We start from the raw sequence: 26,046 nt of genomic DNA, 5'->3' as shown, positions 1-26,046 counted from the left end.
GTTATCGGGCTCCGTGGTGGTTCAGTTCGCCCCAGTGTAGATGCGCGACCAGTCTTGCGCCATATCTACAATCACCCAACCCATGTCTGGCCCTTTGTCCAATCCATCGACCAGTTTGCCGATTGGGCTTTCCCGGTCATAGGCCCATTCACGTTCAGCATCGGTATGGTGAATCAAAACTCCCAACCGTGGCCCATCGCCTGCGGTGGTCCATTCCAACATGGCAAAATCGCCATCCGAATTTCCCCCGGCCAGAATCGGGCGTCTACCGATCGTCCGCTCGATGTTGATCGGTTTGCCTTCTTTGTCGTCCACAAAAGCGATGCCATCAGCTTTGGTAATGACCGGTTCTCCTTCCGCGCTGTCATAAGTGGTGTCCATGTATGTACCCAGAACCTGTTCGGGCGGAATGCCATAGGCGTCTTCGGCGAAGACGCGCATAAAGTGCACACCACCGCCGGAGACGATGTAGGTCTTGAACCCTTCGTCTCGCAGATACCGCAGCAACTCGACCATCGGCTGATATGTCATCTGGTCATAGGGCAGTTCGGTTTCCGGGTGCCGGGCGGTTTCCAGCCAGTCGGCGACGGCGCTTTGGAACTCGTCGACCGTGACGCCGGAATGAGAGGCATTCAACACCTCGATCAAGGCATCATGACCACCTTCCGCGACCGTCTTCAGATCGCCTGTCGCAGCGGCCTGCAAAACGGGCGTAGTCAGGATCGAAGGGTCATCACCGGCCATCTGAGCCAGCCGGTCCATAGCAAAGATAAGTTGAAAATACACAGGCTGTTCGGCCCAAAGCGTGCCGTCATTGTCGAAAACGGCGATTCTTTCTGCTGGCGTCACGTATTCAGGGCGCTGTGGGTCGGTCACGGCGGTGACAAACTCGATGATCCTGTCTTTGCTTTCGGTCTCGGTCCAACTGGGCAGAGGATCAGCAAGCAGACACAGAGGGGCACAGGACAGCAGGGCGCTTAGAACAAAATGTCGCATGAATTTCTCGTTCGATTTCAAGATGAAAAGGGCCGCCTTTTAAGGGGCGGCCCGATTGGATTTTAGATACGACTTAGTTGTTTGTTGGTGTCGTCAGCTTGTCCATGACCTGATCCAGGTTGAAGCTTGCCGCTTTCTGGCGCGGCGGGAATTCCTGGAAGGTTGCCAGGAAGTTGCCCACGTATTCCTGTGCCGGAACCAGGAAATACGCCCGATCCAACAACCAGTCATAATATGTGTTGGAGGTGCGATAGGCGCGCTCATAAGGGTCACGACGCAGGTTCACGATCAACGGTATACGCAGCTCGGTCCAGGGCTCGATCCAGGCGCGCAGGGTTGCCCATGCTTTCTGCTCAAGGAAGATCAGCTTCCAGTCGTCATAGCGCAGCGCCGTCAGATCACCATCATCCGAGAAATAGAAAATTTCGGCGCGTGGGCTTTCGGTTGTTTCGCCGGTCAGCATGGGCAGGATGTTGTATCCATCCAGATGCACCTTGTAGTCACGGCCCATACCGGACGAGCTATAGCCAGTTTTCAGCTTTTCCTTGATATCGGGATCGCCAGCAACCGCCAGGTATGTCGGCAGCCAGTCCATGTGGTGCACGATCTCATTGGTGATCGAGCCTGCTTCGATCTGACCAGGCCAGCGAACCATCGATGGAACGCGCCAGCCGCCTTCCCAGTTGGTGTTCTTTTCACCCCAGAACGGTGTCGCAGCAGCATCCGGCCACGTGTTCATGTGCGGACCATTGTCGGTCGAGTAATGCACGATGGTGTTGTCCGCGATGCCAAGCTCGTCCAGCAGGTCCAGCAGTTGCCCGACATGCATGTCGTGTTCGATCATGCCAGCGGTGTATTCGTCAGCAACGCCACCAAAGATCTCGTTGGCCTGTTGGCGCATTTCATCTTTGACGTGGGTACGGAAATGCATGCGCGTGCCGTTCCACCAGACATAGAAGGGCTGGCCTTGTTCATTGGCCCGTTTGATGAAGTCAATCGCGGCTGCGACGGTTTCATCGTCAACGGTTTCCATACGCTTCTTGGTCAGCGGCCCGGTGTCTTCGATGGTACCGTCCGCTTTGGATTTGATCACGCCTCGCGGGCCATAGGCTTCACGGAAAGTACGACCGTCGGCCAGAACCGCATCGCCCGGATAGTCTTCATTCTCAGGTTCTTCTTCGGCGTTCAGGTGATAAAGATTTCCGAAAAACTCATCAAAACCGTGGTTTGTCGGCAAATGCTCATCTTTGTCGCCAAGGTGGTTCTTACCAAACTGACCAGTCACATAGCCGTGGTCCTTGAGCAATCCCGGAATAGTCGGGTCTTCGACCTGCATTCCCAGATCAGCACCCGGCAGACCGACTTTGGACAGGCCCGTACGGAAGACGGACTGGCCCATAATGTATGATGAGCGACCGGCGGTGCAGGATTGTTCACCATAATAGTCGGTAAAGATCATACCCTCTTTCGCGACACGGTCGATGTTCGGAGTTTGGTATCCCATCAGGCCCATCGTATAAGCCGAGATGTTGGATTGTCCGATGTCGTCGCCCCAGATCACAAGAATATTGGGCTTTTGATCCTGGGCCCAGGCGGGCAGGGCCAGCGCAACAGCGACAGACGCTACGGCGAATCTGCGCAATGTACCGCGCCAACTATCTGCAATCGAAATGGGTGGTGACATGGTTTACTCCTGAATTGGCCGGATCTTAATGATCCGTTGAATTAACAGCATTTGATGGCGGAGATTTTTTATTCCACCAACAAGGCATTGATTCTCGGTAGGAAAATTTCACATTACGTCGAGAATCGAATAGCCGTACCTTAGGCTATGACAATGTCTGGAAACCTATCATATGATTAGATTGAAGAATACTAATGTTTGATAATCCGCATGATCGAAAGCGGCTGCTTGCCTCGGGGTGGTTCGGGGCACGCGGCGCAGGGTTTCAATCGGATTTGCTTGACTGCGGGATCGCGAAATCATTCGAAGAGGGCGAGGCCCTGTATCATTACGGAGATCTGGCCAACGGGGTTTACGCGATTCTGGATGGCGCCGTTCAAATCACGGCACCTGCCGATGACGGGCAGGAATTCGTGGTGCACAGGCAAGGTGGCGGGTTCTGGATCGGTGACCTTGCGTTGTTCGCCGAGTCCAACAGGTTGGTCAGCGTTGTCGCGACACAGCGCACTCGAACATTGTTTTTTCCGTCCCTGCGGCTGGACCGACTTGTACGCGACAAGCCTGAATATGTTCGTGATTTTTACGCTTTGTCGCACGAAAACATGCAAACCGCATTACGCATCATGGCCAATCTGGCGGTGACAGGCACGGAAAAACGGCTGGTTTTGCGCCTTCTGCATCTGGACGAAGGGGCCTCAAAATCCGATGGGTGGATCGTAGTGTCACAGGATGAACTGGCCGAAATGGTGGCAGTGTCGTTGCCTACGCTACACCGTAAATTGCACAACTTGGTAGAGCTGGGATTGATCGAGCTTGGTTATGGCCGCGTACGGCTTAAGGATAGGCGCAAGTTGATCGCCGCCTGCCAGTGCTGACCTTACGGGTTAAGCGGCGGTAATGGGTTCCGAGCGCGGTGTTCCGGCTGTTTCATAACCTTGAGTTCGGACAATGCCGCTGCCCAAGCCTCGGGTTTTGAGCCGGTGCGGGATGAGTATCTTGCGGCCCCGATCCTTGCCAGTTGTTCTTCCAGCCCAATTGCCTTGCCGGGGGTGTCGCTTCGCAGCTTCCACATCTCCAAGGCGGAATAAGACATCGAAATATCATTGGCTTGCAAGGCTTCCCTCAATGCATCCAACGCAAAGTCCGGAGATATTCGATATCTGTCGCGCCGCGCCTGTTTCCAACTTGTGACACGTGGACCAAGGAACCGAACAAATGCCCAAAGAACCAGTGTCAAACCGGCCGCCAAGGCAAGCAACCTGAAAATCGTATCCGCATCCGGTGGCTGCCACTTCGGTGAAGCAAGCGTTAGATCAACCGCGTCGATATCAATGCTCTCAACCTGATTGGTGTCCAGATTGTACCATCGGATCGTGACAGGCGGCAGTTGGGTCTGGCCACCTTGCTGCGCAAGATAGACAATCTCATCAACGCGCTGGCCAGACAGAACACCCCGGTCTTCGCTTTCGGTAAAACGTGGCTCTTTCGGATAGGCGCTCAGAAGCGGGTCCTGCATGTCCGGGATCAATTCAGGCACCAGAAGAGGCGTCGTGCCGGCTATTTTGGCGATCAGGCGTCGAGTGATGGCACCCCCGTTTTCCATTTCGGTTGATCCGTCGATCTGCTGGTCGACCGTGAAACCCGTGGCCAAGATCAGCGGGTCCAGATCGCGTGCGCCCTCTGGTACAACGGCGTTCAAGGTCATTTCGGGCAAGGGAATAGTGACCGTTGTTGGAGCATTCGTTTCGGGATCGGCAAAGGTCACTACAACCTCTTGCTTGCCGAATTCAATCGGCCCAGCCCGAAGGGGATACAGGCGATAGCTGCGTTGAACACCAGACCAGGTCTCGCCATCCACAGTTTCGCTGATTGGGCCGGAAGCACGCTCAGGCAGGCGAACAAGAAGGTTTTCTTGTTCGAGCGGCGGAAACACCGGCGGGGACGGCATGAACGTGGGGACAAGTACCTTTATCCGTACGATGGCCGGTTGCCCGACAGTAACCGGATCGGTCGGTGCCTCGGCTGTGACCTGCGGTTGAACGCCTGTCTGCGCCCCCAGCTGTGCCGGGAAAAACAGCATGAGAAATATGAGGTATCTCATTGCTGTTGCTCCTGATTTTCCAACAGGAAGCGATTTCGCAGAAAGTCCTGCATATCTGTGTCGATCGTGCTGATCCACTGATCGGCAGACATAGCCTGCGCACCTTCGGTCGGGGCCTGAATGGTCGTGTCCTCGCCGCGCCCGGCCTCATTGTCAAAAACTGTGTCATCGGCCCCGATGCCCGCTTCTTCGCCTGTGTCCGACTGCTCCCGGGTTGTTTCAACGAATTCGAGGATGGCTTTGGAAACTTCCAGGTTGTGCTGCGCTTCGGGCCAGTCTGGTCGACGCTCCAAAGCTGTTTCAAACGCTGCTATGGCCGGCCTGTACTCGCGGTTTCGAATGCGCGCCATGCCTTCGGAAAAGGCGGCCTCAGGCGTGTCCAGTTCGGCAAAAACCGCAGCGGCCTCGGGGTACTGACCTGCTTTCAGCTGCGCATAGCCCTTATGATACGGGTCTACAAACAGCTCTGCCGCCCGAGCATAGCGTTTTTGGTTCATCGCAATTTGCCCCTGTTGATCCGGGGTCAGGAACCAATCCCGCCAACCATCGGCCTTTGCGGGCCCTGATGGAGCTGTAAAAAACACAGCCAGCAACACCAAACGGATCACCCAACCGCGCCGGAACCAAAGCAACGACAAAAACGCGGCGGGCCAAGCCAACATCCACCCTCTGTCCTGCCAGTCCAATCGATCATCGTCGTCCAGCGCCGCAGTGTAAGCCGATTGAATTTGACGTTCTAAGCGTTTGATATCACGTTCATCGTTAGAGAACGGAACAATCGTCGCGGTCCTCAGGTCGTTTAACTGAGCGATGTCTTGACCGTTCGGCAGCATTGTCAGAAAAAACACGGGCGCGGTTGTGTTCTCAAAAGCAGAGAGTTGAGACGGGTCAAGATCGTCCAGAACAAACAAGACTGCTCCGGGTGTTTCGCTGTCGCTCAGGATCGTTTCGGCAAGGGTCAGTGCGTCTGCGGCTGCGTCCCCCTGTTTTGGCATGACTGCTGGCGCGAGGCCCTCCAAAAGCGGGCGCAGGATGTTGGCGTCTTCGGTCAGGGGCGCAACGCTGTGTGGGGTTCCGGCGTAGGCAATCAACGCCGTCTGTGCCCCGACACGCGCATTGATAAGATCTGTCACTTTGAACTTGGCCCGATCCAGCCGGGACGGTGGCAGGTCCGGGTCCTCCATACTGTCCGTGACCTTCAGTGCTATTACCAGCGGTGCCGTGTCCGCGACCAAAGGGTTCGGGGCCCGTGACCATGTGGGTCCGACCGCCGCTAAGGTGACCAGGGTTGCTGCGATCATCGCGACGTCTATCGGGTACACACGCTTATTGTTTTCTGCCCCCAGGGTCAGGGCGGCGGCAAGGTGCGGCGCGATCCCGGTTATGGATTGGGAGTGCGAATTGGGTTTGGGCCGCATCACCCACCAGAGTATCGCAATAGGGATGAGGAACAGCAGCCAAGAGGCTCGCAAGAAATGGAAATCTGCCAACGCGCCGCTCATGCTGCACCTCGGCGCCGCTGGATGACATGTTGGCCGGTCATAGTGATGAGCATTGTCAGCAATGCCAACGCAAGCGGGTAATGGGCAAGGCTTTCACGCGGTCTATAGCTTTGTGCTTCCACGACCCGGGGGTTGAGTTCGTCAATGCGTGCGTATGTGTCAGCCAATGCTTCTTCGTTATCTGCAAAGAAGTATTCGCCGCCCGTACGGTTTGCGATGTCCTTCAAGGCATCCAGATCAACCCGGTCCTCGCCCGAGGCGTCAGGATCACCTACGCCGATCGTGTAGATGACGACGCCTTTCTCGGCCGCGATTGCTGCGGCGTTTACCGGCGTCATGCGGCTGGACGTATCCGCCCCGTCGCTTAGAACGATCATCAAGCGCTGGTCGACCTCGCTGGAGTCAAAGGTGCGTATGCCCAGACCAATTGCATCCCCCAGCGCAGTATTGGGACCGGCCATGCCAACTTGAGTTTGGTCCAGGAACCCATTCAAACTGTTCAGATCTTCGGTGAAAGGGGCTTGAACAAAGGCCCGAGTACCAAAGATGATCAAAGCCATCCGGTCGCCTTGGCGTTCGGCAATAAATTGACGCAGCACATCCTTAACTGCGGCCAGCCGTTGTTTTGGAGCGCCATCCGTTGTTGTGAAGTCCCGCTGGTCCATTGATCCTGAAATGTCCAAGGCAAGCACCACGTCGCGCGCTGACTTTTCGATAACCAATGGTTCACCAAGTTTTTCGGGGCGGGCCATGGCTGCTACTAAAAGAAGCCAGATTAATGCGATTGTGGCGGCCTGAAACCGTGCTCGGCGGGGAATGACGGATCCTGACTTGGGTTCAACTCCAGCGGCCTGTGCGACATGGCGAAAGAATGGGATGCGGATCGAGCTGCTTTTTTCGCGATACGGTGGGGCAAGCCGATACACTAAAAATGGCAACGGGAGCAGGAGGAAAACCCAAGGCGCGGCAAAAGAGAACATCACGCTGTCCTTTCCCGCTTGTGTGATCTAATCCAATTTCGCGCGAGGATTTCCAGATCAGGATCGGCTTTTACATCTCTGTATGGTGCTTGCACAAGTTGGCGGCTAGCGCCATCAGTAAAAGTAACATTATCAGAGGTTTGGTTTAGGAAGTTGGTCCATTCTTCTCCATGCAGTGCAGCGACTTTCCGACGTGGATACGCGACCAGAGCCGTGCGGCGGAGTATTTCGGCGATCTTTGCGGCGTCATTGTCTGACGCGGACAGCTCGGCCAATGCCTCGCGTCGGTAAGCGTTCGTCTGGCGGTGGCGAAGAAAGGCATAAACGCCAAGGATGATAAACCCAGCAAGGATTATGGCCAAAACAACCCATCCCCAGGTTTGGGGCACCATGGAAATAGGCTCGGGCACCGGGGCAGGTTCCAGCATGTCCAGCAGGTCAACCAGTGATTTGCCTTCGACATCGACGCTCATCTTCGGCCTCCGGGATGACCAAATAGCTTGAGCAACTGGTCGAGCGTTGGTTCCGCCGTGGTCAGAGGCACGACCGGAAACCCATAGCGGCGCGACCACGTCTGCAGTTGAGCAAGGCGATCTTCCAGCGCTGTTCTTATTCGGTGCGACAAGCCGGGGTCCGAGCTGTCGAGCTCAATCTGACGGTCGCCATCGGACACCGTAAGCCGAAGGTTCGGGGCAAGTTCACGCGAACTGGGGTCAGAAATATTGAACAATATCAGATTATTCGAGGCAGAAAGTCTGCTAAGTAGTTTCTCTGACACCTCATTCAGCCCATCGAAATCGGAAAAGACACACACCAAAGTATTGGTATGCGCGATCCGCGCGGCCTGTTTCAGCACATCATTCAACGCCACGGTTGGTTCATCCCGCAGCGTTGCACGTAGGTTTGAATTCAGCGCGCCCACCGATGACAGGAACCGCGTCAGTGCAGCGGGTCGCCGTTGGGGCCGGTGTTCGGCCACATCGGTATCACCAAAAACGATTCCGCCGACGCGGTCACCTTGACCTAGCACGCGGTGCGCCGCGATCGCCGCGGCTTCGGCCGCGATGACCGATTTCATGTAGACTTGCGTGCCGAAAAACATCGAAACGCGCTGGTCCACAAGCAAAAGGGCGGGGCGGTCGCGTTCCTCGGTATAGACCCTAATATGCGGTTCTCCGGTGCGCGCGGTCACTTTCCAGTCGATGGTACGGATGTCGTCCCCGGGCAGATAATTCCGCAGTTCTTCAAAGTTCAGACCGCGCCCGCGCAGGCGTGAGGCATGTCGGCCGTTTAGGATCGAACGGGCAGGTTGGCGGGGCAGCAGGCTGATCGCGCGGGACTTTGGACCCAGCTTTAAAAGGTGGTCCGCATCAACGTGTATGCGCGGGTCGTCGGGATATGCGGCGGTCTGGGACACGCGGCGTTCCTTTGGTTTCAGGGCAGCGCAACAAGCTGCAGGATTTCCGAAATCACATCATCCGCAGATTTGGCGCTGCCTTGTGCCTCGAAGCTCAGGGTGATGCGGTGGCGGAATACATCATGTGCGATGGCGCGAATATCGGCGGGGTCGACATAGTCGCGTTGGTTCATCCAGGCATGCGCGCGACCGCATTTGTCCAAAGCCAGCGAGGCGCGTGGGCTGGCACCGATGTCGATCCAGCTGGCCAGCTCATCGCTCAACGCGCCGGGCGTCCGCGTGGCCTGCACCAGATCGGCCATGTAGCGGTCCATTGCGTCGGATACGTGGATCTGACCGATTTCGGAACGCGCGGCGAATACGGCGTCCTGGGGGATTGCTGGTGGTGTATCTTTGGATGCGCCCTTGCCCGCAGAAATCTCTTCCCCGCGAACCAAGCGGATCACCTCAACTTCGTCCTCGACCGGGGGGTAGGTGATCTGAACATGCATCAGGAACCGGTCCATTTGCGCTTCGGGCAAGGGATAGGTGCCTTCCTGTTCAATCGGGTTCTGGGTTGCCATCACAATAAACAGCGGTTCCATTTTATGCGTGGTTCCCGAGACCGTTACTTGCCGTTCTTCCATCGCTTCAAGCAACGCAGCCTGAACTTTGGCGGGGGCGCGGTTGATCTCGTCCGCGAGAACGATATTGGCGAAGATAGGGCCTGGCTCGAACCGGAATGTGCCACCGTCATCGGTCTGTTGAAACACCTCGGTCCCCGTGACGTCCGATGGCAGCAGATCCGGAGTGAACTGAATCCGGCTGAAACGTGCATCCAGGTTACGTGCCATTGCCTTGACCGCGCGGGTCTTGGCCAAACCGGGAAGCCCTTCGATCAGCAAGTTTCCGTTGGCCAACATCCCAATCAGCAGGCGGTCGATCACGTCAGTCTGTCCGATAATGGATTGTCCCATTCGGGCTTTGAGATCATTTATCTGATTAAGTGCATTCATTTGGCGGGTCCAATCGGCGTCAATTTTCCAAACTGACTTTGTGATTTTGTGCAGTAATTAGAAAATGTGTCGTAACAGCGGTATGTTAGCAGCCTTTATTTCGCCGATCTACTGTGAAATCCGCCCAGTCAGACGGCGCAAATCTTCCTTCAATTCTGGTCGGATAGGTCCGTGATTTGGCGCGTCGCGCAGCGTTCGAAGCCAGTTAATCGGAGGATTTCGGCCAGCTGCCCGGTTCCAGGTCAATGCGTCGAGGATGGCTTGCGCGTCTGCCTCCAGCACTTCGGGGATGTCGAGGTCGTTCAAGGTGGCCCAAACACCAGTCCACAACCGGCCAACCGACCACGGGTTGTATCCGCCCCCGCCCAGGACCAGAACGCGGGGCGCAAGACCTTTCAGTGCAGCGACGGCCTTCCAGTGAGAATTGTTGGACAGCGCCAGGCGCGACAGCGGGTCCTCGGCAACCGCATCGGCGCCGCATTGCAGGACAAGGGCTTGCGGTTTGAAGGCCTCAGCCGCGGGCAGGATCAGCTGGTCGAGAATGGCGCCAAATTCATCATCGTTGAGGTTTCTGGACACCGGAAGGTTAAACGCCGCGCCGCCTGCATCATCATCAAGCTTGCCGGTGAACGGCCACCGTCGGGCTTCATGAATGGAAATCATCCGAACCGTTTCCAAACCCTGAAAGGCGGCCTCGACCCCGTCGCAGTGATGGGCGTCGATATCGACGTAGACAATCCGGTCCAGGCCCATTCGCAACAGTGTCAGGATCGCCAAAACCGGGTCGTTCAGATAACAAAACCCATTGGCACGGTCGGGCAGGCCGTGATGTGTTCCGCCCGCAGGGTTGTAAACGATGCCGCCATCGCGGATCAGTTCAGCGCCCAACATTGATCCTCCGGCCGCAGTGGCGGGGCGTCTGTACATCTCTGGGAATACCGGGTTGGACAGCGTGCCCAGCGCATAGGTCGAGCGTACATCATCCGAGACGCTTTGAGCTCTTTCCGCGGCCTGCAGCGCATCTATGTAGTCCGGCGTGTGAAAGCGGTGCAGCGCGCCGGGTTTTGCGCGGGGGCTGACCCTGTAATTTTCCGAATTGATCCAGCCCAGCGCGCGGCACAGGTCCATGACGGTGGAGACGCGCGGGATAGCCAGCGGGTGTTTTGAACCATAGGTCGAATGGCGATAGATCTCGGACCCTATGAAGATCGGGTTTTGCACAGATTATTGGGTCCGTGCGGGTGCGTTGTCATCACCAAGGCGGCCATCAAGAGACATCAGAATAGCCACTGGCCTAAGGGCAGGAATGTGGCTGAAGATGATCAGAATGCAGACAGTCAAAGGAACACTCAGGAATGCACCGATCAGCCCCCAAACGGTTGTCCAGAACGTTAGCGCGAGGATCACCAGAAACGTAGACATGTTCAGCGACCGGCCCAGCAAGGCAGGGTCAACAAAATTGCCGATCAGAAACTGGATGGTGCCGCAACCGAAAACGATGATCAGGAAAGGCCCGATCGTTTCATATTGAACGAGGGCAATCATGGCCGGAAAGATTACGGCGATGATCGAACCGATAGACGGGATGAAGTTCAGCGCAAAAGTCAGCACGGCCCAAGTTTCGGCGTATTCAAGCCCAAGCGCCTTGAAGACCGAGTAACTGATGCCTGCCGTGACTAGGCTGATGAAGGTTTTTACCCCGACATAACGCTGCAGGCTGTCGGTGATCGCATCCAGAATTGTGGTGAATTCGGCCCCGGTTTCGGGATTGCCCGCAGCCAGTTGTATCTTTTTGCGAAACGCCAGACGCTCGGCCATCAGAAAGGCCACGTACAGGCTGATCAGGAAAAATTGGTTCAGCAGCGATGTTGCACTGCTGAGCAACACGCGCGCGACATAGGACATGTCGATACTGACCAGATTGTCACGGATAAACGTGGTGACGTCATTGCCAACCAGCCCCGTGACCCGGTTCACGGCACCGTCGAACTGGGTTTCATATGTGCTGATGGATCGGGCGAACTGCGTCGCCTGGCTGCCGAGGATGTACATGATCACGAACAAGCCAGCCAAAACAACTGTGACTGCGGCGATGTTGGCCAGCCAGACGGGCACCCGTGCCATCGAGATTACCCGGTCGCTCAGCGCGATAATCAAAACATTGATCAACAAAGCCATGGTCAGCGGGATCAAGAATGCTGAGCCCGCGTAAAGTCCCAGCACAATCAGTGTGGCAACAATTGTCGTGTCCCGTACAACCGACAGCCTCAGCCGCGGGCCGCCCGTGTTCTGATCAGGTTCCAAAGTCATCGCTTAGCCCGCCTGTGATGCCGCGTGGCACGTTACAACGATTGGTGGTCGCTCTGGAAGATGATCCTGCACCGCTGGGCAAGATTCTGCAATGTGCCCAAACATTTGGGCGAGATAATTTACGTTCTGAAGGGATTTGCCATTTCAGAGCAAAGCCGAGGCGGGTTAGGCTGTGCGCATGAGCGCACGTGTGATTCCTTTCGTTGGTAGACCGGTTCAAGCCCTGTGGTTGGCCGTAGTGCGGTTCAACAACAAAAACGGGTTCGTGATGAGCAGCCACGTCGCCATGTCCCTGATGATGGCCTTGTTTCCATTTGTGTTGTTCACAGTGGCTTTGGCGGGGTCGTTGTCCCAGGGTTATGTCACCGACGAACTGATTGAGCTTGTGTTTGGGGCGTGGCCCAAAGACGTCGCGGGGCCAATCGTGGCTGAATTGCGGGCCGTCCTGCAGGAATCCGGGTCGGGCGTCATAACGCTGGGTGGTCTTTTGGCGATCTTCTTCGCCTCAAACGGTGTCCTGGCGGTTCGCGCGGCCATGAACCAGGCATATCACGACAGGGACGTCTGGCCGTTCTGGAAAACCCGATTGCTGTGCCTGGGGCTGGTGATCGTTGGTGGCGTTGCCATTCTGGCCATTGCCGCGGTCGAAGTTGTTTTGCCCGCCTACACCCAACTAGTAACCGAGAAGACTGATGTGAACGTCTCGGATTGGTTGTCCGTAGACAGGTTACGCTGGACTTTCACGGTTGCGGTTCCGGCGGGCACTGTCCTGTTGGCGCATCTGATCCTGCCAACGCGGCGGCACAGGCTGATGCAAATCCTGCCTGGCGTTGTTCTGACGTTGGCCTTGTGGGCGGCCGGTGGGTGGGGGTTCTCGATCTACATCGCGCAATTTGCCAGCTACAGCGCCACGTATGCGGGTTTGGCTGGCGTCATGGCGGCGCTGATCTTTTTGTACCTGTGCGCGGCAATTCTGATCCTTGGTGCCGAATACAACGGCGCTTTGATGGATCTGGAAGACAATCTGGATCGGGGTTCTCAGTGAAATTTCTGGCGTTGTGTGTCGGGCTGTTTGTGCCTGTGGCCGCCTTTGGCCAGTCTCCGGCCTATGTCGGGTCGGATCAATGTGCCGAATGCCACAAGGACGAGGCGGCGGCATGGTCCAAATCCCACCACGCGCTGGCCTGGACTGAGGTTAAAGACGGGCCTGTTGTTGCCGATTTTGACGGAACGCGGTTCGACCATGACGGGATGTCAGTGGAATTCACCGACACCGAAGGCGCGCTGAGCGCAAAAGTCACGGAAAAGGACGGGGTGACCACGGAATACGGCGTACATTCCGTCGTCGGCATTGAGCCGTTGCAGCAATACTTGTTCGAAACAGAACCCGGCCGGTTGCAGAGTTTCGATGTTGTTTGGGATACCGAGAACAAGCAGTGGTTTCACCTCTATCCAGATCAGGAGTTACCCCCTGATGACGGGTTGCACTGGACCGGACCCTACAAGAACTGGAATGCGCGGTGTGCGGAATGTCACGCGACCGGTTTTGAGAAACAGTACTACGCTGAAACCAGAACATACGACTCGGTACAGGCCGAGATCGGGGTAGGGTGCGAAAGCTGCCATGGCCCGGGTTCTGCGCATATCGATTGGGTCGGGGGGCAAAGCCTGCCGCAGGGTCTGGGCGACACCGGGTTCCTGATGGATTGGGGTAAGGGACAGACCGAGGCCGAGATTCAGCAATGCGCCGGGTGTCATTCCCGTCGTGAGGCGCATGGAGATGGCAACCCGCTGCCCGGAACGCCCTATCATGACGCCTACAATCTGGCGGTCCTGCGTCCGGGGTTGTACCACCCGGACGGTCAGATTTTGGATGAAGTCTATGTGTACGGCTCGTTCCTGCAATCCAAGATGTATGACCGCGGCGTGGGTTGCATGGATTGTCACGAGCCGCATAGCGCGAGTCTGAGGGCAGATGGAAACGGGGTGTGTACGCAGTGTCACTCGCCTGCCGCGAATCCCAGGTTTCCAACTCTGGCTGCCAAAGAGTACGACGCGCCGGAACATCACAATCACCCAGAGAATAGCGAGGGTGCGCAGTGCAAGTCCTGCCACATGATCGAGCGTGTCTATATGGGTGTCGACGGCAGGCGCGATCACAGTTTCCGTGTACCTCGTCCCGATTTGGGGCTGGGACAGGATGCCTGTACGGATTGCCATTCAGATCAGGACCAGACATGGGCCGCACAGCAGATCGAAGGCTGGTTTCCGGACAGCGCGCATCGAGAACCGCATTTTGGATCGGCCTTTCAGGCAGCAACGCTTGGTCGCGCGGATGGGCCAGACGAGCTACTGGACATCGCAACCGACCCTAATCAACCCGGCATCGTGCGCGCCACGGCTGCCTATCTGCTGCAACCTTATGGATCTGCCGACGTGGCGGCCAGAACTGCAGAGCTGTTGGTGGACGAGGACGCTCTGGTTCGCGCAAACGCAGCGCCGTTGCAGCGTCAGGCCAGCTTGCCCGATCAAATCCAACGGCTTGAGCCGCTGCTGTCCGACCCGTTGCGAAACGTCCGCATTTCGGCGGCAAAAGAGTTTCTGAACATTCCGCCGCAGGCTCTGACTGCGGAACAACAGCAATTGTCGGGGCAGGGCATGTCCGAGTGGCAGTCGGCGATTTCCAACCGTCTGGATTTTCCTGAAACGCATCTCGTGCTTGGCGGTATGGCCCTGACGTTCCGCAATGCTCCAGCTGCCGAGCGGGCGTTTCAAGAGGTCGTTGCGCTGGACCCGCAACGCGCCGAAGCCTGGCCAATGCTGGTGCAACTGGCGCAGATCAACCGCGGGCCTCAGGCCGCGCGCGATGTTCTTGAGCAGGGATTAGAGATCATCCCAGAAGACCCGAACCTTTTGCAGTTGAAACAACAACTGGGCCGCTGAAACGGCACGGCTTGGCCCGGTTTCCGTCATTTTCCCGGCAAATTTCATAGTTACCGATCAAGCTGAGGCAAGAATTGCCCCAGCTTATAGGTGACACATGTTTCTCAAACCGGTCCACACGTCCAAGCTGAAAAAGCCACTGGCTTTGTCGCAACGGATCGAGGAATTGCGGGCCCGACCACCGGAATACATCAATCACGGCCAAGCGTTGCTGCTGCAAGGTATTGCCGCCGCTTCACTGCGCGAACAGGTGCTGACCGAGGACCGGATTTCTCTGGACGATTGAGTCAGCCGCGGAACCCAGTTGCGACCACGAACTTCTCGGAACTGTCCGAGCGCGACGCGGGTGGTTTTACATTCGCAACCTTGTCGAATTTCTGCTTCAGCAGCTTCTGCAGATCGCCCTCGGCGCCACCGGCCAGAACCTTGGCAACGAACGTGCCGCCCTCTTCCAGAACGTCAAAGGCGAAATAGGCCGCCGTTTCGCACAGAGCCATGATGCGCATGTGGTCGGTTTGCTTGTGCCCAGATGCCGACGCGGCCATGTCGGACATTACCACGTCAGCCTTGCCGCCCAGCCACTCTTTGACCTTGTCGTCGGCATCGTCTTCCATGAAGTCCAGCACATGTGCCTCGGCACCTGCGACCGGTTCGACCTCTTGCAGGTCGACACCCAGAACTGTGCCGATCCGTTTGCCGGAACGTTCGCCCAGCGCGTTCACTCGTTTGACCGCGACTTGCAACCATCCACCCGGCGCACAGCCCAAGTCGACGACACGTGCACCCGGCACGAGGAACCGGTACTTTTCGTCCAGCTCCAATATCTTAAACGCTGCACGCCCACGGTACCCTTCGACCTGCGCACGTTTCACATAGGGGTCGTTCAGCTGCCGCTCGAGCCAACGGGTCGAGCTGAGCTTACGCCCGCGTGCAGTCTTTACCTTGACTTTCAGGTCACGCTGCCCGCGCCCCGAGTTGTTTTTGCCACTTGGTGTCTTCGCCATCAGAACGGTCCGTCTTCCAGTACGCCGTCCGCGCTCATCTGCGCATAGAGCAAGCCTTCGCGCAGCCCCCGGTCCGCCACGGAAAGGCGGTCGGTAGGCCAGCATCTTAACAGCGCCTGCAAAATGGCCGAGCCGGACATGATCAGCGCCTGCCGGTCATCCCCAATCCGGGGATCACGTCGGCGACCCTGAGGGCCGAGTTCTAGATACCCTCGTATGACTTTGTCAATCTGATCGCTGGTCATGCGCAAACCATCGACCTTGGTCCGGTCGTAGCGCTTGAGCCCAAGGTGCGAGGCCGCAACGGTTGTAACCGTGCCACTGGTGCCGACGATCTGGAACCCAAGGCGGGCTTGCTCGTCCTTGTAAGGCGCGAAATCGGCGAGGTTTTCTTCGAAAAACCAACTCATCAGAGCAAAGCGAGCGGAGTCATCTTCGACGTCGTTAAACTGGTCGCGCAGGGTTGCAACACCCAGGGGTACGCTGATCCAGTCGACGACTTTTGCCGCAGGGAAGGGGCTGTCAGTCGTGTGAAACCCATGGTGCAGCCGCATGATCGCGGCCGGACGGTCCCGGCGCGGTACGGATGAGATGTCGATCCACACCAGTTCGGTCGACCCACCGCCGATATCCACGACCAGCAACTGCTCGGTCTTGGTGGATACCAGCGGTGCACAGGAGATCACGGCAAGGCGCGCCTCTTCTTCGGGCTGGATGATCTCGAGCGTCAGTCCGGTTTCGCGTTTGACCTGCCGGATGAATTCGCGCGCGTTTTTCGCACGCCGACACGCCTCGGTCGCGACCAGACGCATCCGCCTGACCTTGTTGCGTTTCAGCTTTTGCTGACAGATGCGCAGCGCCTGAATGGTGCGCGCCATCGAGGACCGGGACAACCGTCCGGTCCGTTCCAAACCCGCGCCTAATTGCACGGATTTGGAAAAGCTGTCGACCACATGGAAGCCGCTGCCCTTGGGCTGGGCTATCAACATGCGGCAACTATTGGTTCCCAAATCCAGCGCCGCATATAACGCATCTGGATCGGGTCTTGCCGGCGCGGGGCTTTCGACCGCCTTCGGGAACGCGCCCGCACCTTTGGGACGCTTGGGCGCCATCTTGAACGCCCTCCGATTTTCGAGTTACCCCGACCATAGGTCGCGGGCCTGCGTCGTGCAAGACGCTCATTAAAGTGATGAGAATTTTGATATGCGCGATTGGTTCAGTCTTCGTTACAACCCCGGTATCTCATCGTGGGCAAAAACGTCGCTGGAAATGCGCCGTGTGTCGAAAATCGACCGACTTGCCCCCACATAGACGTTTAGAACCAGTCCATCTGGTTAGGAGGAATCAAACGCAATGCCTGACGTCACCATTGTTTACTGGCGCGATATTCCCGCCCAAGTCATCGTCGGCAAAGGCCGTCGTGGCGCAAAGCGGCAATTAGAGGAACGGTTCGAACAAGCCATCGACCGCGCGGCCATGAAGGTGAACGCCAAGGACAGCGATGCTTATCTGGCCGAATGGCGCAAGGCGTCTCCCTTTGCAGTCGACGGCGACCCGTCCGAGATTGCCGAGGCCGAAGCCACGCGTTTGGAAACGGAATACGATCAGGACCGCATCAAAGCCCTGATCGCCAATGACGGTTGGGCATGAGCCCGAGACATCTATGGGAGGCCGCAATGGCTTTGCTGAACTTCAAGAAACGTGATGCGGTCGAAAACGGCCCTGTAAACCCGACCGTCGAAGCCTTTTTGCAAGGCTATTCGATTGAGGTGATGCCGCGCACCGCCGAAAAGGTCGAAGATTTCCGCGCGTTGCTGCCCGAAGGTACGCGCGTTTACATCGCCCATATCGAAGGCACTCCGATCGAGGATATGGTCAAGACCGCCAAGCGGATCGCTGACGAAGGCTATCCAGTGATGCCGCACTTCCCTGCGCGGATCATCAAGGATGCGGCGACGCTGGAAAACTGGATTTCCATGTATCAGGGCGAAGCGGGTGTAGATCAGGCATTGCTGCTGGCCGGTGGTGTTACCAACCCACACGGCGATTTCGACAGCTCGATGCAGTTGCTTGAAAGCGGTCTGTTCGACAAGGCGGGCTTCAAGCGTTTACACGTCGCGGGCCATCCAGAGGGCAACAAGGATATCGACCCCGACGGCTCGACCAAGAATGTCGACGACGCGCTGCGCTGGAAGCAAAAATTCAGCGAGACCACGGATGCCGAAATGGCGCTGGCAACGCAGTTTGCGTTTGAAGCCAAACCGATCATCGAATGGGCCGACAGTCTGAAAGAAGCTGGTATCGATATTCCAGTCCATATCGGTATCGCCGGTCCGGCCAAGCTGCAGACGCTGATCAAGTTCGCCATCGCCTGCGGCGTTGGCCCGTCGCTGAAGGTCTTGCAAAAGCGTGCGATGGATGTGTCCAAGCTGCTGCTGCCTTATGAGCCGACCGATGTGATCACCGAACTGGCCGACCACAAAGCGGCCAACCCGGATTTCAACATCACCAACGTACATTTCTTCCCGCTTGGCGGCATCAAGACCAACGCCAACTGGGCCATCAATAACGGCGGCGCTTCGGCAAAGCCTGTAAACTCCTAAGGAACGGACATGACGCGTACAGTCGTAGAATCAAAAACAAAAACTGCCGTCCTGGGCTTTGACGAACCGTTCTGCGTGATCGGTGAGCGGATCAATCCGACGGGCCGTAAGAAACTGGCGGCCGAGCTGGAAGCCGGCGATTTCTCAACCGTCGAGAAAGACGCGCTGGCGCAGGTTGCGGCCGGTGCAACCGTTCTGGATATCAACGCAGGCGTTGTCTACAACTCGAACCCCAACCCGAACGAGACTGAACCGCCACTGATGCGCAAGATCGTCGAGATGGTGCAGGGTCTGGTTGACGTGCCGCTATGCGTCGACTCGTCCGTTCCCGGCGCTCTGGAAGCTGGTCTTGAAGCTGCCGAGGGCCGTCCGTTGCTGAACTCGGTCACCGGCGAAGAAGATCGTCTGGAACTGGTTCTGCCGCTGGTCAAAAAATACAATGTGCCGGTTGTTGCGATCTCGAACGATGACACCGGTATTTCGGAAGATCCCGATGTGCGCTTCGAAGTGGCTAAGAAGATAGTTGAGCGGGCCGCCGATTTCGGCATCCCGGCGCATGACATCGTCGTTGACCCGCTGGTGATGCCCATCGGCGCGATGGCAACCGCCGGTCAGCAGGTCTTCGCGCTGGTCCGTCGCCTGCGCGAAGAACTGGGCGTAAACACCACTTGTGGTGCTTCGAACGTGTCCTTTGGTCTGCCAAACCGCCACGGGATCAACAATGCGTTCCTGCCGATGGCAATGGGCGCAGGCATGACGTCGGCAATTATGAACCCGGTAGCGCTGCCTGTGGGTCCCAAAAAGCTGGCCGAGAAAAAGGCCGAGGTCGAAGCCAAGGGGATCATTTTGCCTGCGGACATGGATGACGAAACCTTCTGTCAGCTGTTCGGTCTGGGTTCGACCAAACCGCGTGCCGGTAAGGAAATGGAAGCCATCCGTGCCGCCAACCTGCTGACCAATAATGACCCGCATGGTGGTGAATGGATCCGGTTCAACAAATCCCCGGAAGAGGCCGGCGCAGCGGGCGCTGTTGGTGGCCGTCGCGGTGGCGGGCGTCGTCGTCGCGCCTGATCCAATCATTGTTCCAGTGAACAAAGGCCGGACTATGTGTCCGGCCTTTTTTCGTATTGATGCTGATCGCCGCCGGAACCTGACAAGATCGCTATGTTAGTGGCGATATCGCGATACTCGTCAGGTACGAAGATGAGCTAACATTGTCCTCCAACACAGGTAGACGCTGACTTAAGCAAGCGTTTGGGAAAAATGAATATTTCGAGGGGCTGGTCGATCTGCAAGCGCAACTGGCGTTGAGGCAGAAGATATTTCTATTTAACGGAACCAGGTGCGTTGTCCTGTTCGAAGGTTGGTGTGTGTCAGGACGGAACAAGGCGATGCCGCTTTTCCAATGATGGGTTCTTGAAGTCGATAAGCCTCTGGTGATATCGGTGAAAAACGCGGCGGGTATGATGTAATGGTAGCCTGTCAGCTTCCCAAGCTGAACGCGCGGGTTCGATTCCCGCTACCCGCTCCAGAACTCAGTTTGTCATCGGAAAAGATTAGAAATCAGCGCTTTGGGCGTGGTTGCGTCTGTGGTCATTTACTCCGGGCGACGCGCCTGAAATAGGTTGATATCAGCCGGGATGTGCACCGCACCATTTTTGGCAAAGGGGTGAAACGCTTCGGCGACGGCGTGTTGGATCGCAGTCACGTCTTCGGGTTTACCGTCGAAATGGGTAATAACACGGGCGGCGGGGCCAACACGGGTACACAAGGCGGCGCAATCCAGCAAAGAGCCTTGAAAGTCCAACATCAGGTTAACAGAATCGGCGCGAATATTGCTTAGACCTGCCTTTTCCAGCAACCCGGTAACACGCTCACGATCATGAAACGCCAAGGGGCCCGGTGCATTCCGGTCGACCTTGGGCGGCGTGCCCAGCCGTTCCGTGGCCGCTATATGAGGTACTCGGAACCATGGGTTGCCGGGCAATGGTCCCCAGGCGGCAAAGGTCATCGTGCCGCCGGGCTTTAGCGCGCGGGTCATGTTGGCAAAGGCGGCAACCGTATCCTCAAAAAACATGACCCCGAATCGCGAGATCATGGCGTCTCGGTCCGCTGCTTCAAAGGCGTAGGTCTGGGCGTCGGCGAACTGGAAGGTGATGTTTTGCGATCCGGCATCGGATGCCCGTGCCGATGCGCGGTCCAGAAATGGCTGCGAGACATCTGCAGCCAGAACGTGGCCTTCTAGCCCCACGGCATTTGCGGCGGCGATCGCGCTTGCACCCGTACCACAGCCGATATCCAGAACACGCATGCCGGGTTTTAACCCAGCACGTTCCAGCACCAGATCAAGGACCGGGGCCATCAGCTGATCCAACTGGTCCTCATAGGTCAGCCATTTGGCTCCGGACGAAGATTTTCCCCAGTACTCAGCCTGTTCCTCGTTTGCGATCTGCATGTCGTCTCCCTCGTGTCAGGGGTGACTATGACCGCCTGCGCCGTCTGCGACCAGAGCCTTCTTCTCCGCCACCGGCATTGAAGGAGGGCGAGGGCAGAGTGACCACCTGCGCCAATTCCGGGAACGGATCCGTCTTGTGCGGGATGGCATTTGCGGCGACGAAATGGTCCTGAAATTTCGGCTCGATGGCCGTTTCGACCTTGGTGATCTCGCGTACGACACGCTCAATCTCGGACCGGGCACCAATGTTGCACAAGGCAATCCGCGCGCCGGTACCAGCCGCGTTGCCGGCACTTGAGACTTTGTTCAAGGGCGCATCGGGGATCATACCCAGAACCATCGCGTGCTTGGTCGAAATATGCGCGCCGAACGCCCCGGCCAGCACAACGCGATCCACCGTGTCGACGTTCATTTCATCCATCAACAGGCGCGCACCGGCATAGAGCGCGGATTTGGCCAGCTGGATGGCGCGGATATCGCCCTGCGTAACCGTGATGCGCGGACCGCCCTCGGCGCTGGCATCGTGGATCAGATAGGCGTGGGTGCGGCCTTCGGGGACGCAACGTGCGGTGCCGGTCTGGTCTGCAGACCCGATCAGGCCGCTCTCGTCCAAAAGCCCGGCGATGCGCATTTCGGCGACCGCTTCGATAATGCCCGAGCCGCAGATGCCTGTGATGCCGCTTGTGGCAATCTCTTGATCGAAACCTTCCTCGTCGGACCATTTTTCGGACCCGATCACGCGAAAGCGCGGTTCCTTGGTTACAGGGTCGATTTCGATGCGCTCAATAGCGCCGGGTGCGGCACGCTGGCCGGAACTGATCTGCGCGCCTTCGAATGCCGGGCCGGTGGGCGAAGAACACGCCAAGACGCGGCTGGTATTGCCCAGCAGGATTTCAGCGTTGGTGCCCACGTCCACGATCAGCACAAGGTCTTCGGATTTTCCCGGTTCTTCTGAAAGTGCCACCGCGGCGCAGTCAGCACCGACATGGCCCGCAATACAGGGCAGGATATAGACCTGTGCGCGCGGGTTCATATTTGTCAGGTCCATCTCACGCGCGGGCAGGGACATGCTTTCCGAGGTCGCCAAAGCAAAGGGGGCCTGACCTAACTCAACTGGGTCCAGACCCAGCAGCAGGTGGTGCATCACGGGGTTACAGACGAACACCGTTTCCACGATCAGTTCGGAGTTAATCCCTGCTTCCTCAGAGATTGAGGTGGTCAGATCGTTGATCGCCTCACGCACGGCCCTGGTCATCTCCTGATCGCCGCCAGGGTTCATCATCGAATAGGAAACGCGGCTCATAAGGTCTTCGCCAAAGCGGATCTGCGGGTTCATCAGGCCCGAGGACGCTTTGACCTCGCCGGTCTCCATATCGGTCAGGTGAGCCGCGATTGTGGTCGAGCCAAGGTCGATGGCCAGACCATAAAGCCCATGTTCATGCAATCCGGGCCAGATTTCGACCACGCGCGCCACTTCATCCTTGTGGCCTTTGTGGAGGGCAACAGTGACCTCCCATTTGCCCTTGCGCAGGGCGGGCTGCAGCTTGGACATCAGCGAAAGATCAGCGGTGATGGCGTCAATGTTCCACTGCTCGCGCAGCGCGCGTTCCAGCCGTTCCAGATCGCCTGTTGGCGAATGCATGTCGGGCTCTTCTACCACCACGAAATACAGCCGGGTTGCCGGGTCCATCGTAATGGCCCGCGCGGTGGCGGCCTTGCGAACAACCTGACGGTGGACCTGGCTTTCGGGTGGAACATCGATCACGATGTCGCCCTGAACTGTCGCCTGACAGCCCAGACGACGGCCCGATTTCAAGCCGCGTTTGTCATCGTAACGCTGTTCGACCGCGTTCCATTCACTCAGCGCGTCCTCGGATACGGTTACGCCGTGTTTAGGAAACTCGCCATAGCTGGGTGTGATCTGACATTTCGAACAAATCCCGCGGCCGCCACAGACCGAATCCAGATCCACACCCAACTGCCGTGCAGCGGTCAGAACCGGGGTGCCCACGGGGAAATGCCCGCGTTTGCCCGAGGGCGTAAAGACGACAAGGGGGTCGGTGGTCATTTTTTGGCCTGCCTTTTGTATTCGCGCGTATGCCCGGCAAGATATGGGTTTGTGCGCAAAGGGAAAGGCCATTCAGCGGCACGTTTTGCACGTCTTGCGTCGTTTTTTGTCGCGGTCTCGGTCAGCGAAGGGAAACTAGTTTAGGTCAGGGGCTTTTCCTTAGGCTAAATCCATGTAATAGGGTCACCGCCAAACGGGCTTTTGCATGGGGTTAACAGATGCAGATTCGTGAGGCACTTACCTTTGACGATGTTTTATTGGTTCCGGCGTCCTCGTCGGTGCTGCCGGCGACGGCGGATACGGCCACGCGTGTGACGCGTGAAATAACGATGAACATCCCGCTGCTCAGCTCGGCTATGGACACGGTGACCGAGGCGCGCATGGCCATCGCAATGGCGCAGGCAGGCGGTATCGGTGTTGTTCACAAGAACCTGACGGTCGAAGAGCAAGCCCGAGAGATTCGTCGCGTGAAGCGTTTTGAATCGGGCATCGTATACAACCCGGTCACGCTGAGCGTGAACCAAACACTAGCGGACGCAAAAGCACTGGTGCAGCGCTATAACTTTACCGGTTTTCCGGTCGTCGATGAAAGCGGGCGCGTCGTGGGTATCCTGACCAATCGCGATATGCGCTTTGCGACCTCGGACGAGACGCCGGTTCACGTGATGATGACATCGGACAATCTGGCGATGTTGCAGGAACCTGCGGATCTGGAAGAGGCCAAGAGCCTTATGAAAGCCCGCCGGATCGAAAAACTGCTGGTGGTCGATGGTGAGGGCAAGCTGACAGGCCTGCTGACCCTGAAAGATACCGAGCAAGCCGTGCTGAACCCGACCGCCTGTAAAGACAGGCTGGGTCGCCTGCGGGTCGCTGCGGCGACTTCTGTTGGTGATTCTGGTTTCGAACGGTCCGAGCAGTTGGTGGATTCAGGCGTTGATATCATCGTGGTCGACACTGCTCATGGGCATTCGCAGGGCGTTCTGGACGCGGTGCGGCGGGTCAAGACACTTTCGAACGAGGTCCAGATCATTGCGGGCAATGTAGCGACGAGCGAGGCCACCAAGGCGCTGATCGATGCCGGGGCGGATGCAATCAAAGTTGGCATCGGGCCGGGCTCCATCTGCACAACCCGGATGGTGGCAGGCGTCGGCGTACCCCAACTGACGGCGATCATGGACTGCGCGACGGCTGCCGGGGATGTTCCGGTAATCGCTGATGGTGGCATCAAATTCTCGGGCGATTTCGCCAAGGCCATTGCGGCAGGCGCGTCCTGTGCAATGGTTGGTTCGATGATCGCGGGAACGGATGAAAGCCCGGGTGAGGTGATCCTGTACCAGGGCCGTTCGTTCAAATCTTATCGCGGAATGGGCAGCCTTGGCGCCATGGCGCGCGGATCGGCGGATCGCTATTTCCAGAAAGACGCAGCCAGCGACAAGCTGGTTCCCGAAGGGATCGAAGGGCAGGTGCCCTACAAGGGATCGGCCAGTGCGGTGGTTCACCAGCTGGTTGGCGGCCTGCGCGCAGCGATGGGATATACCGGCTGTGCAACGGTCGAAGAAATGCGCAAGAACTGTAACTTCGTCAAAATCACCGGCGCTGGCCTGAAAGAAAGCCATGTGCATGACGTTCAGATCACGCGTGAAAGCCCGAACTACCGGGTAATGTGACGCAACAGAGTTTGCAGCACGGCGCCCCGACGCGGGCGCCGTTTTGCGTTTTTTGGGCTTAGCAGAGAAATCGGAAATATCTTATGACCCCAGCAGCGCGCGTTCAGGCTTCGATTGAAATCCTTGATGATATCCTCGCAGGGGCACCGGTTGAAAAGGCTTTGACAGGATGGGCGCGCCGCAGCCGGTTTGCGGGCTCGAAAGACCGGGCCGCCGTGCGCGATCACGTGTTCGAAGCGCTGCGTTGCAAACGGTCCTTCTCGGCCTTGGGCGGGGCAGAAACCGGGCGCGGTTTGATGATTGGTTCGATCCGGTCAAACGGCGGTGATCCAGAGACGCTGTTTACAGGCGAACGATATACGCCAGAGCCGTTAACCGCCGCCGATGCGCCGCGCGCGTTCGGCTCGGGTGCCGAGCGGAGCGACATCCCCGAATGGCTCTGGCCGCGTTTTCAAACCTCGCTAGGGGATCAGGCAGAGGCGGCGGCACAGGTATTGCAAACCCGTGCACCTGTTCACCTGCGGGCCAACTTTGCCAAAACCGATCGGGCTGGAGCGATTACTGCTTTGAGTGCTGACGGGATCAGCGCGCAAGACCATCCGGCGTGTGAAACCGCCCTAGAGGTCACTGAAGGGGCACGAAAAATTGCCCAAAGCCGTGCCTATTCCGAAGGTCTGGTCGAATTGCAGGACGCAGCCAGTCAGGCCGTGGTTGCAGCGCTCGATCTGCAGCCAGGTCTGCGTGTTCTGGATTATTGCGCTGGCGGTGGTGGCAAGTCTCTGGCTCTGGCGGCCCATTCGGGTGTCGAGGTCTTTGCGCATGATGTGAATGCAGGGCGCATGCGCGATCTGCCGACGCGGGCAAAACGGGCTGGTGTGCGTGTTACCTGCCTGCAGCCGGAAGATGTGGCCCGTCAGGCTCCGTTCGATATTGTCCTTACGGATGCGCCATGCTCGGGCAGCGGTTCGTGGCGGCGTGCCCCGGCAGGCAAGTGGGCGCTGTCCGAAGAGGGGTTGAACGCGCTGAATGTACTTCAGTCCGACATCCTGAATTCCGCTGCTCAACTGATTGGACCGGGTGGAATTCTAGCCTATGCGACCTGTTCCATGTTGGATGATGAAAACGGCGGTATTGTCGACGGATTTCTGAAGTTGAATCCTGATTGGACCGAAACGCTGCAAAAGTCGTGGCTTGTGACACACGGTGCAGACGGGTTCTTTACGTCGCACTTGACGCGATAGCGCGTCATTGAATAACAACCTTAGGTAGAATTTTCCGCTGTCCTTAAGGCGGCGTAAACCAAATTCGGGCTGAGTGTGAC

Annotated in this window: 23 protein-coding genes and 1 tRNA gene; 10 read left to right on the top strand and 14 right to left on the bottom strand. The window is 57.6% G+C overall.

Annotation, left to right across the window (positions count from 1 at the left end):
* Positions 1–21: 21 nt before the first annotated feature.
* A complete protein-coding gene (locus AC2FIS_RS03450) occupies positions 22–996 on the bottom strand; it encodes an HAD family hydrolase (RefSeq protein WP_496771965.1) in 975 nt (324 codons plus the stop codon).
* Positions 997–1,069: 73 nt separating this feature from the next.
* Positions 1,070–2,680 carry an arylsulfatase gene (locus tag AC2FIS_RS03445; protein WP_496771964.1) on the bottom strand — a complete coding sequence of 537 codons (1,611 nt, stop codon included), beginning with the start codon at positions 2,678–2,680 and terminating at the stop codon, positions 1,070–1,072.
* A 194-nt stretch (positions 2,681–2,874) separates the two neighbouring features.
* Here AC2FIS_RS03445 and AC2FIS_RS03440 point away from each other — a divergent pair, with 194 nt between their 5' ends.
* Positions 2,875–3,555: a Crp/Fnr family transcriptional regulator gene (locus AC2FIS_RS03440; RefSeq protein WP_496771963.1), complete on the top strand. Its 681-nt coding sequence runs from the start codon at positions 2,875–2,877 to the stop codon at positions 3,553–3,555.
* 2 nt (positions 3,556–3,557) lie between these two features.
* On the opposite strand, the gene AC2FIS_RS03435 is transcribed toward AC2FIS_RS03440, so the two are convergent.
* The 8 genes from AC2FIS_RS03435 to AC2FIS_RS03400 form a co-directional block, all read right to left on the bottom strand.
* On the bottom strand, positions 3,558–4,781 hold the full coding sequence (locus AC2FIS_RS03435; RefSeq protein ID WP_496771962.1) for a hypothetical protein: 1,224 nt from the start codon (positions 4,779–4,781) through the stop codon (positions 3,558–3,560).
* The gene (locus AC2FIS_RS03430) at positions 4,778–6,283 is read right to left on the bottom strand and encodes a VWA domain-containing protein (RefSeq protein WP_496771961.1); all 1,506 of its coding nucleotides are present in this window, start codon (positions 6,281–6,283) and stop codon (positions 4,778–4,780) included. The genes AC2FIS_RS03435 and AC2FIS_RS03430 overlap by 4 nt, the downstream gene beginning before the upstream one ends.
* Positions 6,280–7,263: a VWA domain-containing protein gene (locus tag AC2FIS_RS03425; RefSeq protein WP_496771960.1), complete on the bottom strand. Its 984-nt coding sequence runs from the start codon at positions 7,261–7,263 to the stop codon at positions 6,280–6,282. The genes AC2FIS_RS03430 and AC2FIS_RS03425 overlap by 4 nt, the downstream gene beginning before the upstream one ends.
* Positions 7,263–7,736, bottom strand: a complete 474-nt coding sequence (locus tag AC2FIS_RS03420) for a DUF4381 domain-containing protein (protein ID WP_496771959.1) — start codon at positions 7,734–7,736, stop codon at positions 7,263–7,265. The genes AC2FIS_RS03425 and AC2FIS_RS03420 overlap by 1 nt, the downstream gene beginning before the upstream one ends.
* On the bottom strand, positions 7,733–8,680 hold the full coding sequence (locus AC2FIS_RS03415) for a DUF58 domain-containing protein (protein ID WP_496771958.1): 948 nt from the start codon (positions 8,678–8,680) through the stop codon (positions 7,733–7,735). The genes AC2FIS_RS03420 and AC2FIS_RS03415 overlap by 4 nt, the downstream gene beginning before the upstream one ends.
* 17 nt (positions 8,681–8,697) lie before the next feature.
* On the bottom strand, positions 8,698–9,675 hold the full coding sequence (locus AC2FIS_RS03410) for an AAA family ATPase (protein WP_496771957.1): 978 nt from the start codon (positions 9,673–9,675) through the stop codon (positions 8,698–8,700).
* Between the two features lie 108 nt (positions 9,676–9,783).
* Positions 9,784–10,896 carry an acetoin utilization protein AcuC gene (locus AC2FIS_RS03405; RefSeq protein WP_496771956.1) on the bottom strand — a complete coding sequence of 371 codons (1,113 nt, stop codon included), beginning with the start codon at positions 10,894–10,896 and terminating at the stop codon, positions 9,784–9,786.
* A gap of 3 nt (positions 10,897–10,899) precedes the next feature.
* Entirely contained in the window at positions 10,900–11,985 is a 1,086-nt protein-coding gene (locus AC2FIS_RS03400) for an AI-2E family transporter (protein ID WP_058271701.1), read from the bottom strand.
* Positions 11,986–12,163: 178 nt separating this feature from the next.
* On the opposite strand from AC2FIS_RS03400, the gene AC2FIS_RS03395 reads away from it, so the two are divergent.
* The 3 genes from AC2FIS_RS03395 (at position 12,164) to AC2FIS_RS03385 (ending at position 15,214) form a co-directional block, all read left to right on the top strand.
* The gene (locus AC2FIS_RS03395; protein WP_496771955.1) at positions 12,164–13,030 is read left to right on the top strand and encodes a YihY/virulence factor BrkB family protein; all 867 of its coding nucleotides are present in this window, start codon (positions 12,164–12,166) and stop codon (positions 13,028–13,030) included.
* Positions 13,027–14,928: a multiheme c-type cytochrome gene (locus tag AC2FIS_RS03390; RefSeq protein WP_496771954.1), complete on the top strand. Its 1,902-nt coding sequence runs from the start codon at positions 13,027–13,029 to the stop codon at positions 14,926–14,928. The genes AC2FIS_RS03395 and AC2FIS_RS03390 overlap by 4 nt, the downstream gene beginning before the upstream one ends.
* A 97-nt stretch (positions 14,929–15,025) precedes the next feature.
* Complete coding sequence (locus AC2FIS_RS03385; protein WP_496771953.1) at positions 15,026–15,214, top strand: hypothetical protein; 189 nt, start codon at positions 15,026–15,028, stop codon at positions 15,212–15,214.
* A gap of 1 nt (position 15,215) precedes the next feature.
* Here the strand turns inward: AC2FIS_RS03385 and AC2FIS_RS03380 are convergent, their stop codons facing one another.
* Positions 15,216–15,932: an RlmE family RNA methyltransferase gene (locus AC2FIS_RS03380; protein WP_113790239.1), complete on the bottom strand. Its 717-nt coding sequence runs from the start codon at positions 15,930–15,932 to the stop codon at positions 15,216–15,218.
* Complete coding sequence (locus tag AC2FIS_RS03375; protein ID WP_496771952.1) at positions 15,932–17,044, bottom strand: Ppx/GppA phosphatase family protein; 1,113 nt, start codon at positions 17,042–17,044, stop codon at positions 15,932–15,934. Before AC2FIS_RS03375 ends, AC2FIS_RS03380 begins: the two co-directional genes overlap by 1 nt.
* A gap of 241 nt (positions 17,045–17,285) precedes the next feature.
* Between AC2FIS_RS03375 and AC2FIS_RS03370 the strand changes: the two genes are divergently transcribed.
* The 4 genes from AC2FIS_RS03370 to AC2FIS_RS03355 all read left to right on the top strand — a co-directional run bounded on the left by AC2FIS_RS03370 (position 17,286) and on the right by AC2FIS_RS03355 (position 20,066).
* Positions 17,286–17,582, top strand: coding sequence for a virulence factor (locus AC2FIS_RS03370; protein WP_496771951.1), 297 nt, complete (start codon positions 17,286–17,288; stop codon positions 17,580–17,582).
* A gap of 26 nt (positions 17,583–17,608) precedes the next feature.
* Positions 17,609–18,535, top strand: coding sequence for a methylenetetrahydrofolate reductase (locus AC2FIS_RS03365; protein WP_496771950.1), 927 nt, complete (start codon positions 17,609–17,611; stop codon positions 18,533–18,535).
* Between the two features lie 9 nt (positions 18,536–18,544).
* Entirely contained in the window at positions 18,545–19,606 is a 1,062-nt protein-coding gene (locus AC2FIS_RS03360; protein ID WP_496771949.1) for a methyltetrahydrofolate cobalamin methyltransferase, read from the top strand.
* Between the two features lie 386 nt (positions 19,607–19,992).
* Positions 19,993–20,066 (top strand) — tRNA-Gly (locus AC2FIS_RS03355).
* A gap of 66 nt (positions 20,067–20,132) precedes the next feature.
* Here the strand turns inward: AC2FIS_RS03355 and AC2FIS_RS03350 are convergent.
* The gene (locus AC2FIS_RS03350; RefSeq protein ID WP_496771948.1) at positions 20,133–20,990 is read right to left on the bottom strand and encodes a class I SAM-dependent methyltransferase; all 858 of its coding nucleotides are present in this window, start codon (positions 20,988–20,990) and stop codon (positions 20,133–20,135) included.
* 25 nt (positions 20,991–21,015) lie between these two features.
* Positions 21,016–23,058, bottom strand: coding sequence for an ASKHA domain-containing protein (locus tag AC2FIS_RS03345; protein ID WP_496771947.1), 2,043 nt, complete (start codon positions 23,056–23,058; stop codon positions 21,016–21,018).
* A gap of 218 nt (positions 23,059–23,276) precedes the next feature.
* Between AC2FIS_RS03345 and guaB the strand changes: the two genes are divergently transcribed.
* Both guaB and AC2FIS_RS03335 read left to right on the top strand, forming a co-directional pair.
* Positions 23,277–24,725 (top strand): IMP dehydrogenase, encoded by a 1,449-nt coding sequence (gene guaB, locus AC2FIS_RS03340; RefSeq protein WP_058271691.1) that lies wholly within the window; start codon positions 23,277–23,279, stop codon positions 24,723–24,725.
* Between the two features lie 83 nt (positions 24,726–24,808).
* The gene (locus AC2FIS_RS03335; RefSeq protein WP_496771946.1) at positions 24,809–25,966 is read left to right on the top strand and encodes an RsmB/NOP family class I SAM-dependent RNA methyltransferase; all 1,158 of its coding nucleotides are present in this window, start codon (positions 24,809–24,811) and stop codon (positions 25,964–25,966) included.
* Positions 25,967–26,046: the final 80 nt, after the last annotated feature.

The sequence above is a fragment of the Ruegeria sp. CDSB113 genome, assembly GCF_059611045.1.
This window is presented reverse-complemented; position numbering and strand designations above follow the sequence as displayed.

Bases quoted from the DNA above. Each gene is read 5' to 3' on its own strand.
- AC2FIS_RS03450 (WP_496771965.1), bottom strand. From the start codon at position 996: ATGCGACATTTTGTTCTAAGCGCCCTGCTGTCCTGTGCCCCTCTGTGT.
- AC2FIS_RS03445 (WP_496771964.1), bottom strand. From the start codon at position 2,680: ATGTCACCACCCATTTCGATTGCAGATAGTTGGCGCGGTACATTGCGC.
- AC2FIS_RS03440 (WP_496771963.1), top strand. From the start codon at position 2,875: ATGTTTGATAATCCGCATGATCGAAAGCGGCTGCTTGCCTCGGGGTGG.
- AC2FIS_RS03435 (WP_496771962.1), bottom strand. From the start codon at position 4,781: ATGAGATACCTCATATTTCTCATGCTGTTTTTCCCGGCACAGCTGGGG.
- AC2FIS_RS03430 (WP_496771961.1), bottom strand. From the start codon at position 6,283: ATGAGCGGCGCGTTGGCAGATTTCCATTTCTTGCGAGCCTCTTGGCTG.
- AC2FIS_RS03425 (WP_496771960.1), bottom strand. From the start codon at position 7,263: ATGTTCTCTTTTGCCGCGCCTTGGGTTTTCCTCCTGCTCCCGTTGCCA.
- AC2FIS_RS03420 (WP_496771959.1), bottom strand. From the start codon at position 7,736: ATGAGCGTCGATGTCGAAGGCAAATCACTGGTTGACCTGCTGGACATG.
- AC2FIS_RS03410 (WP_496771957.1), bottom strand. From the start codon at position 9,675: ATGAATGCACTTAATCAGATAAATGATCTCAAAGCCCGAATGGGACAA.
- AC2FIS_RS03400 (WP_058271701.1), bottom strand. From the start codon at position 11,985: ATGACTTTGGAACCTGATCAGAACACGGGCGGCCCGCGGCTGAGGCTG.
- AC2FIS_RS03395 (WP_496771955.1), top strand. From the start codon at position 12,164: ATGAGCGCACGTGTGATTCCTTTCGTTGGTAGACCGGTTCAAGCCCTG.
- AC2FIS_RS03385 (WP_496771953.1), top strand. From the start codon at position 15,026: ATGTTTCTCAAACCGGTCCACACGTCCAAGCTGAAAAAGCCACTGGCT.
- AC2FIS_RS03380 (WP_113790239.1), bottom strand. From the start codon at position 15,932: ATGGCGAAGACACCAAGTGGCAAAAACAACTCGGGGCGCGGGCAGCGT.
- AC2FIS_RS03375 (WP_496771952.1), bottom strand. From the start codon at position 17,044: ATGGCGCCCAAGCGTCCCAAAGGTGCGGGCGCGTTCCCGAAGGCGGTC.
- AC2FIS_RS03370 (WP_496771951.1), top strand. From the start codon at position 17,286: ATGCCTGACGTCACCATTGTTTACTGGCGCGATATTCCCGCCCAAGTC.
- AC2FIS_RS03365 (WP_496771950.1), top strand. From the start codon at position 17,609: ATGGCTTTGCTGAACTTCAAGAAACGTGATGCGGTCGAAAACGGCCCT.
- AC2FIS_RS03360 (WP_496771949.1), top strand. From the start codon at position 18,545: ATGACGCGTACAGTCGTAGAATCAAAAACAAAAACTGCCGTCCTGGGC.
- AC2FIS_RS03350 (WP_496771948.1), bottom strand. From the start codon at position 20,990: ATGCAGATCGCAAACGAGGAACAGGCTGAGTACTGGGGAAAATCTTCG.
- AC2FIS_RS03345 (WP_496771947.1), bottom strand. From the start codon at position 23,058: ATGACCACCGACCCCCTTGTCGTCTTTACGCCCTCGGGCAAACGCGGG.
- guaB (WP_058271691.1), top strand. From the start codon at position 23,277: ATGCAGATTCGTGAGGCACTTACCTTTGACGATGTTTTATTGGTTCCG.
- AC2FIS_RS03335 (WP_496771946.1), top strand. From the start codon at position 24,809: ATGACCCCAGCAGCGCGCGTTCAGGCTTCGATTGAAATCCTTGATGAT.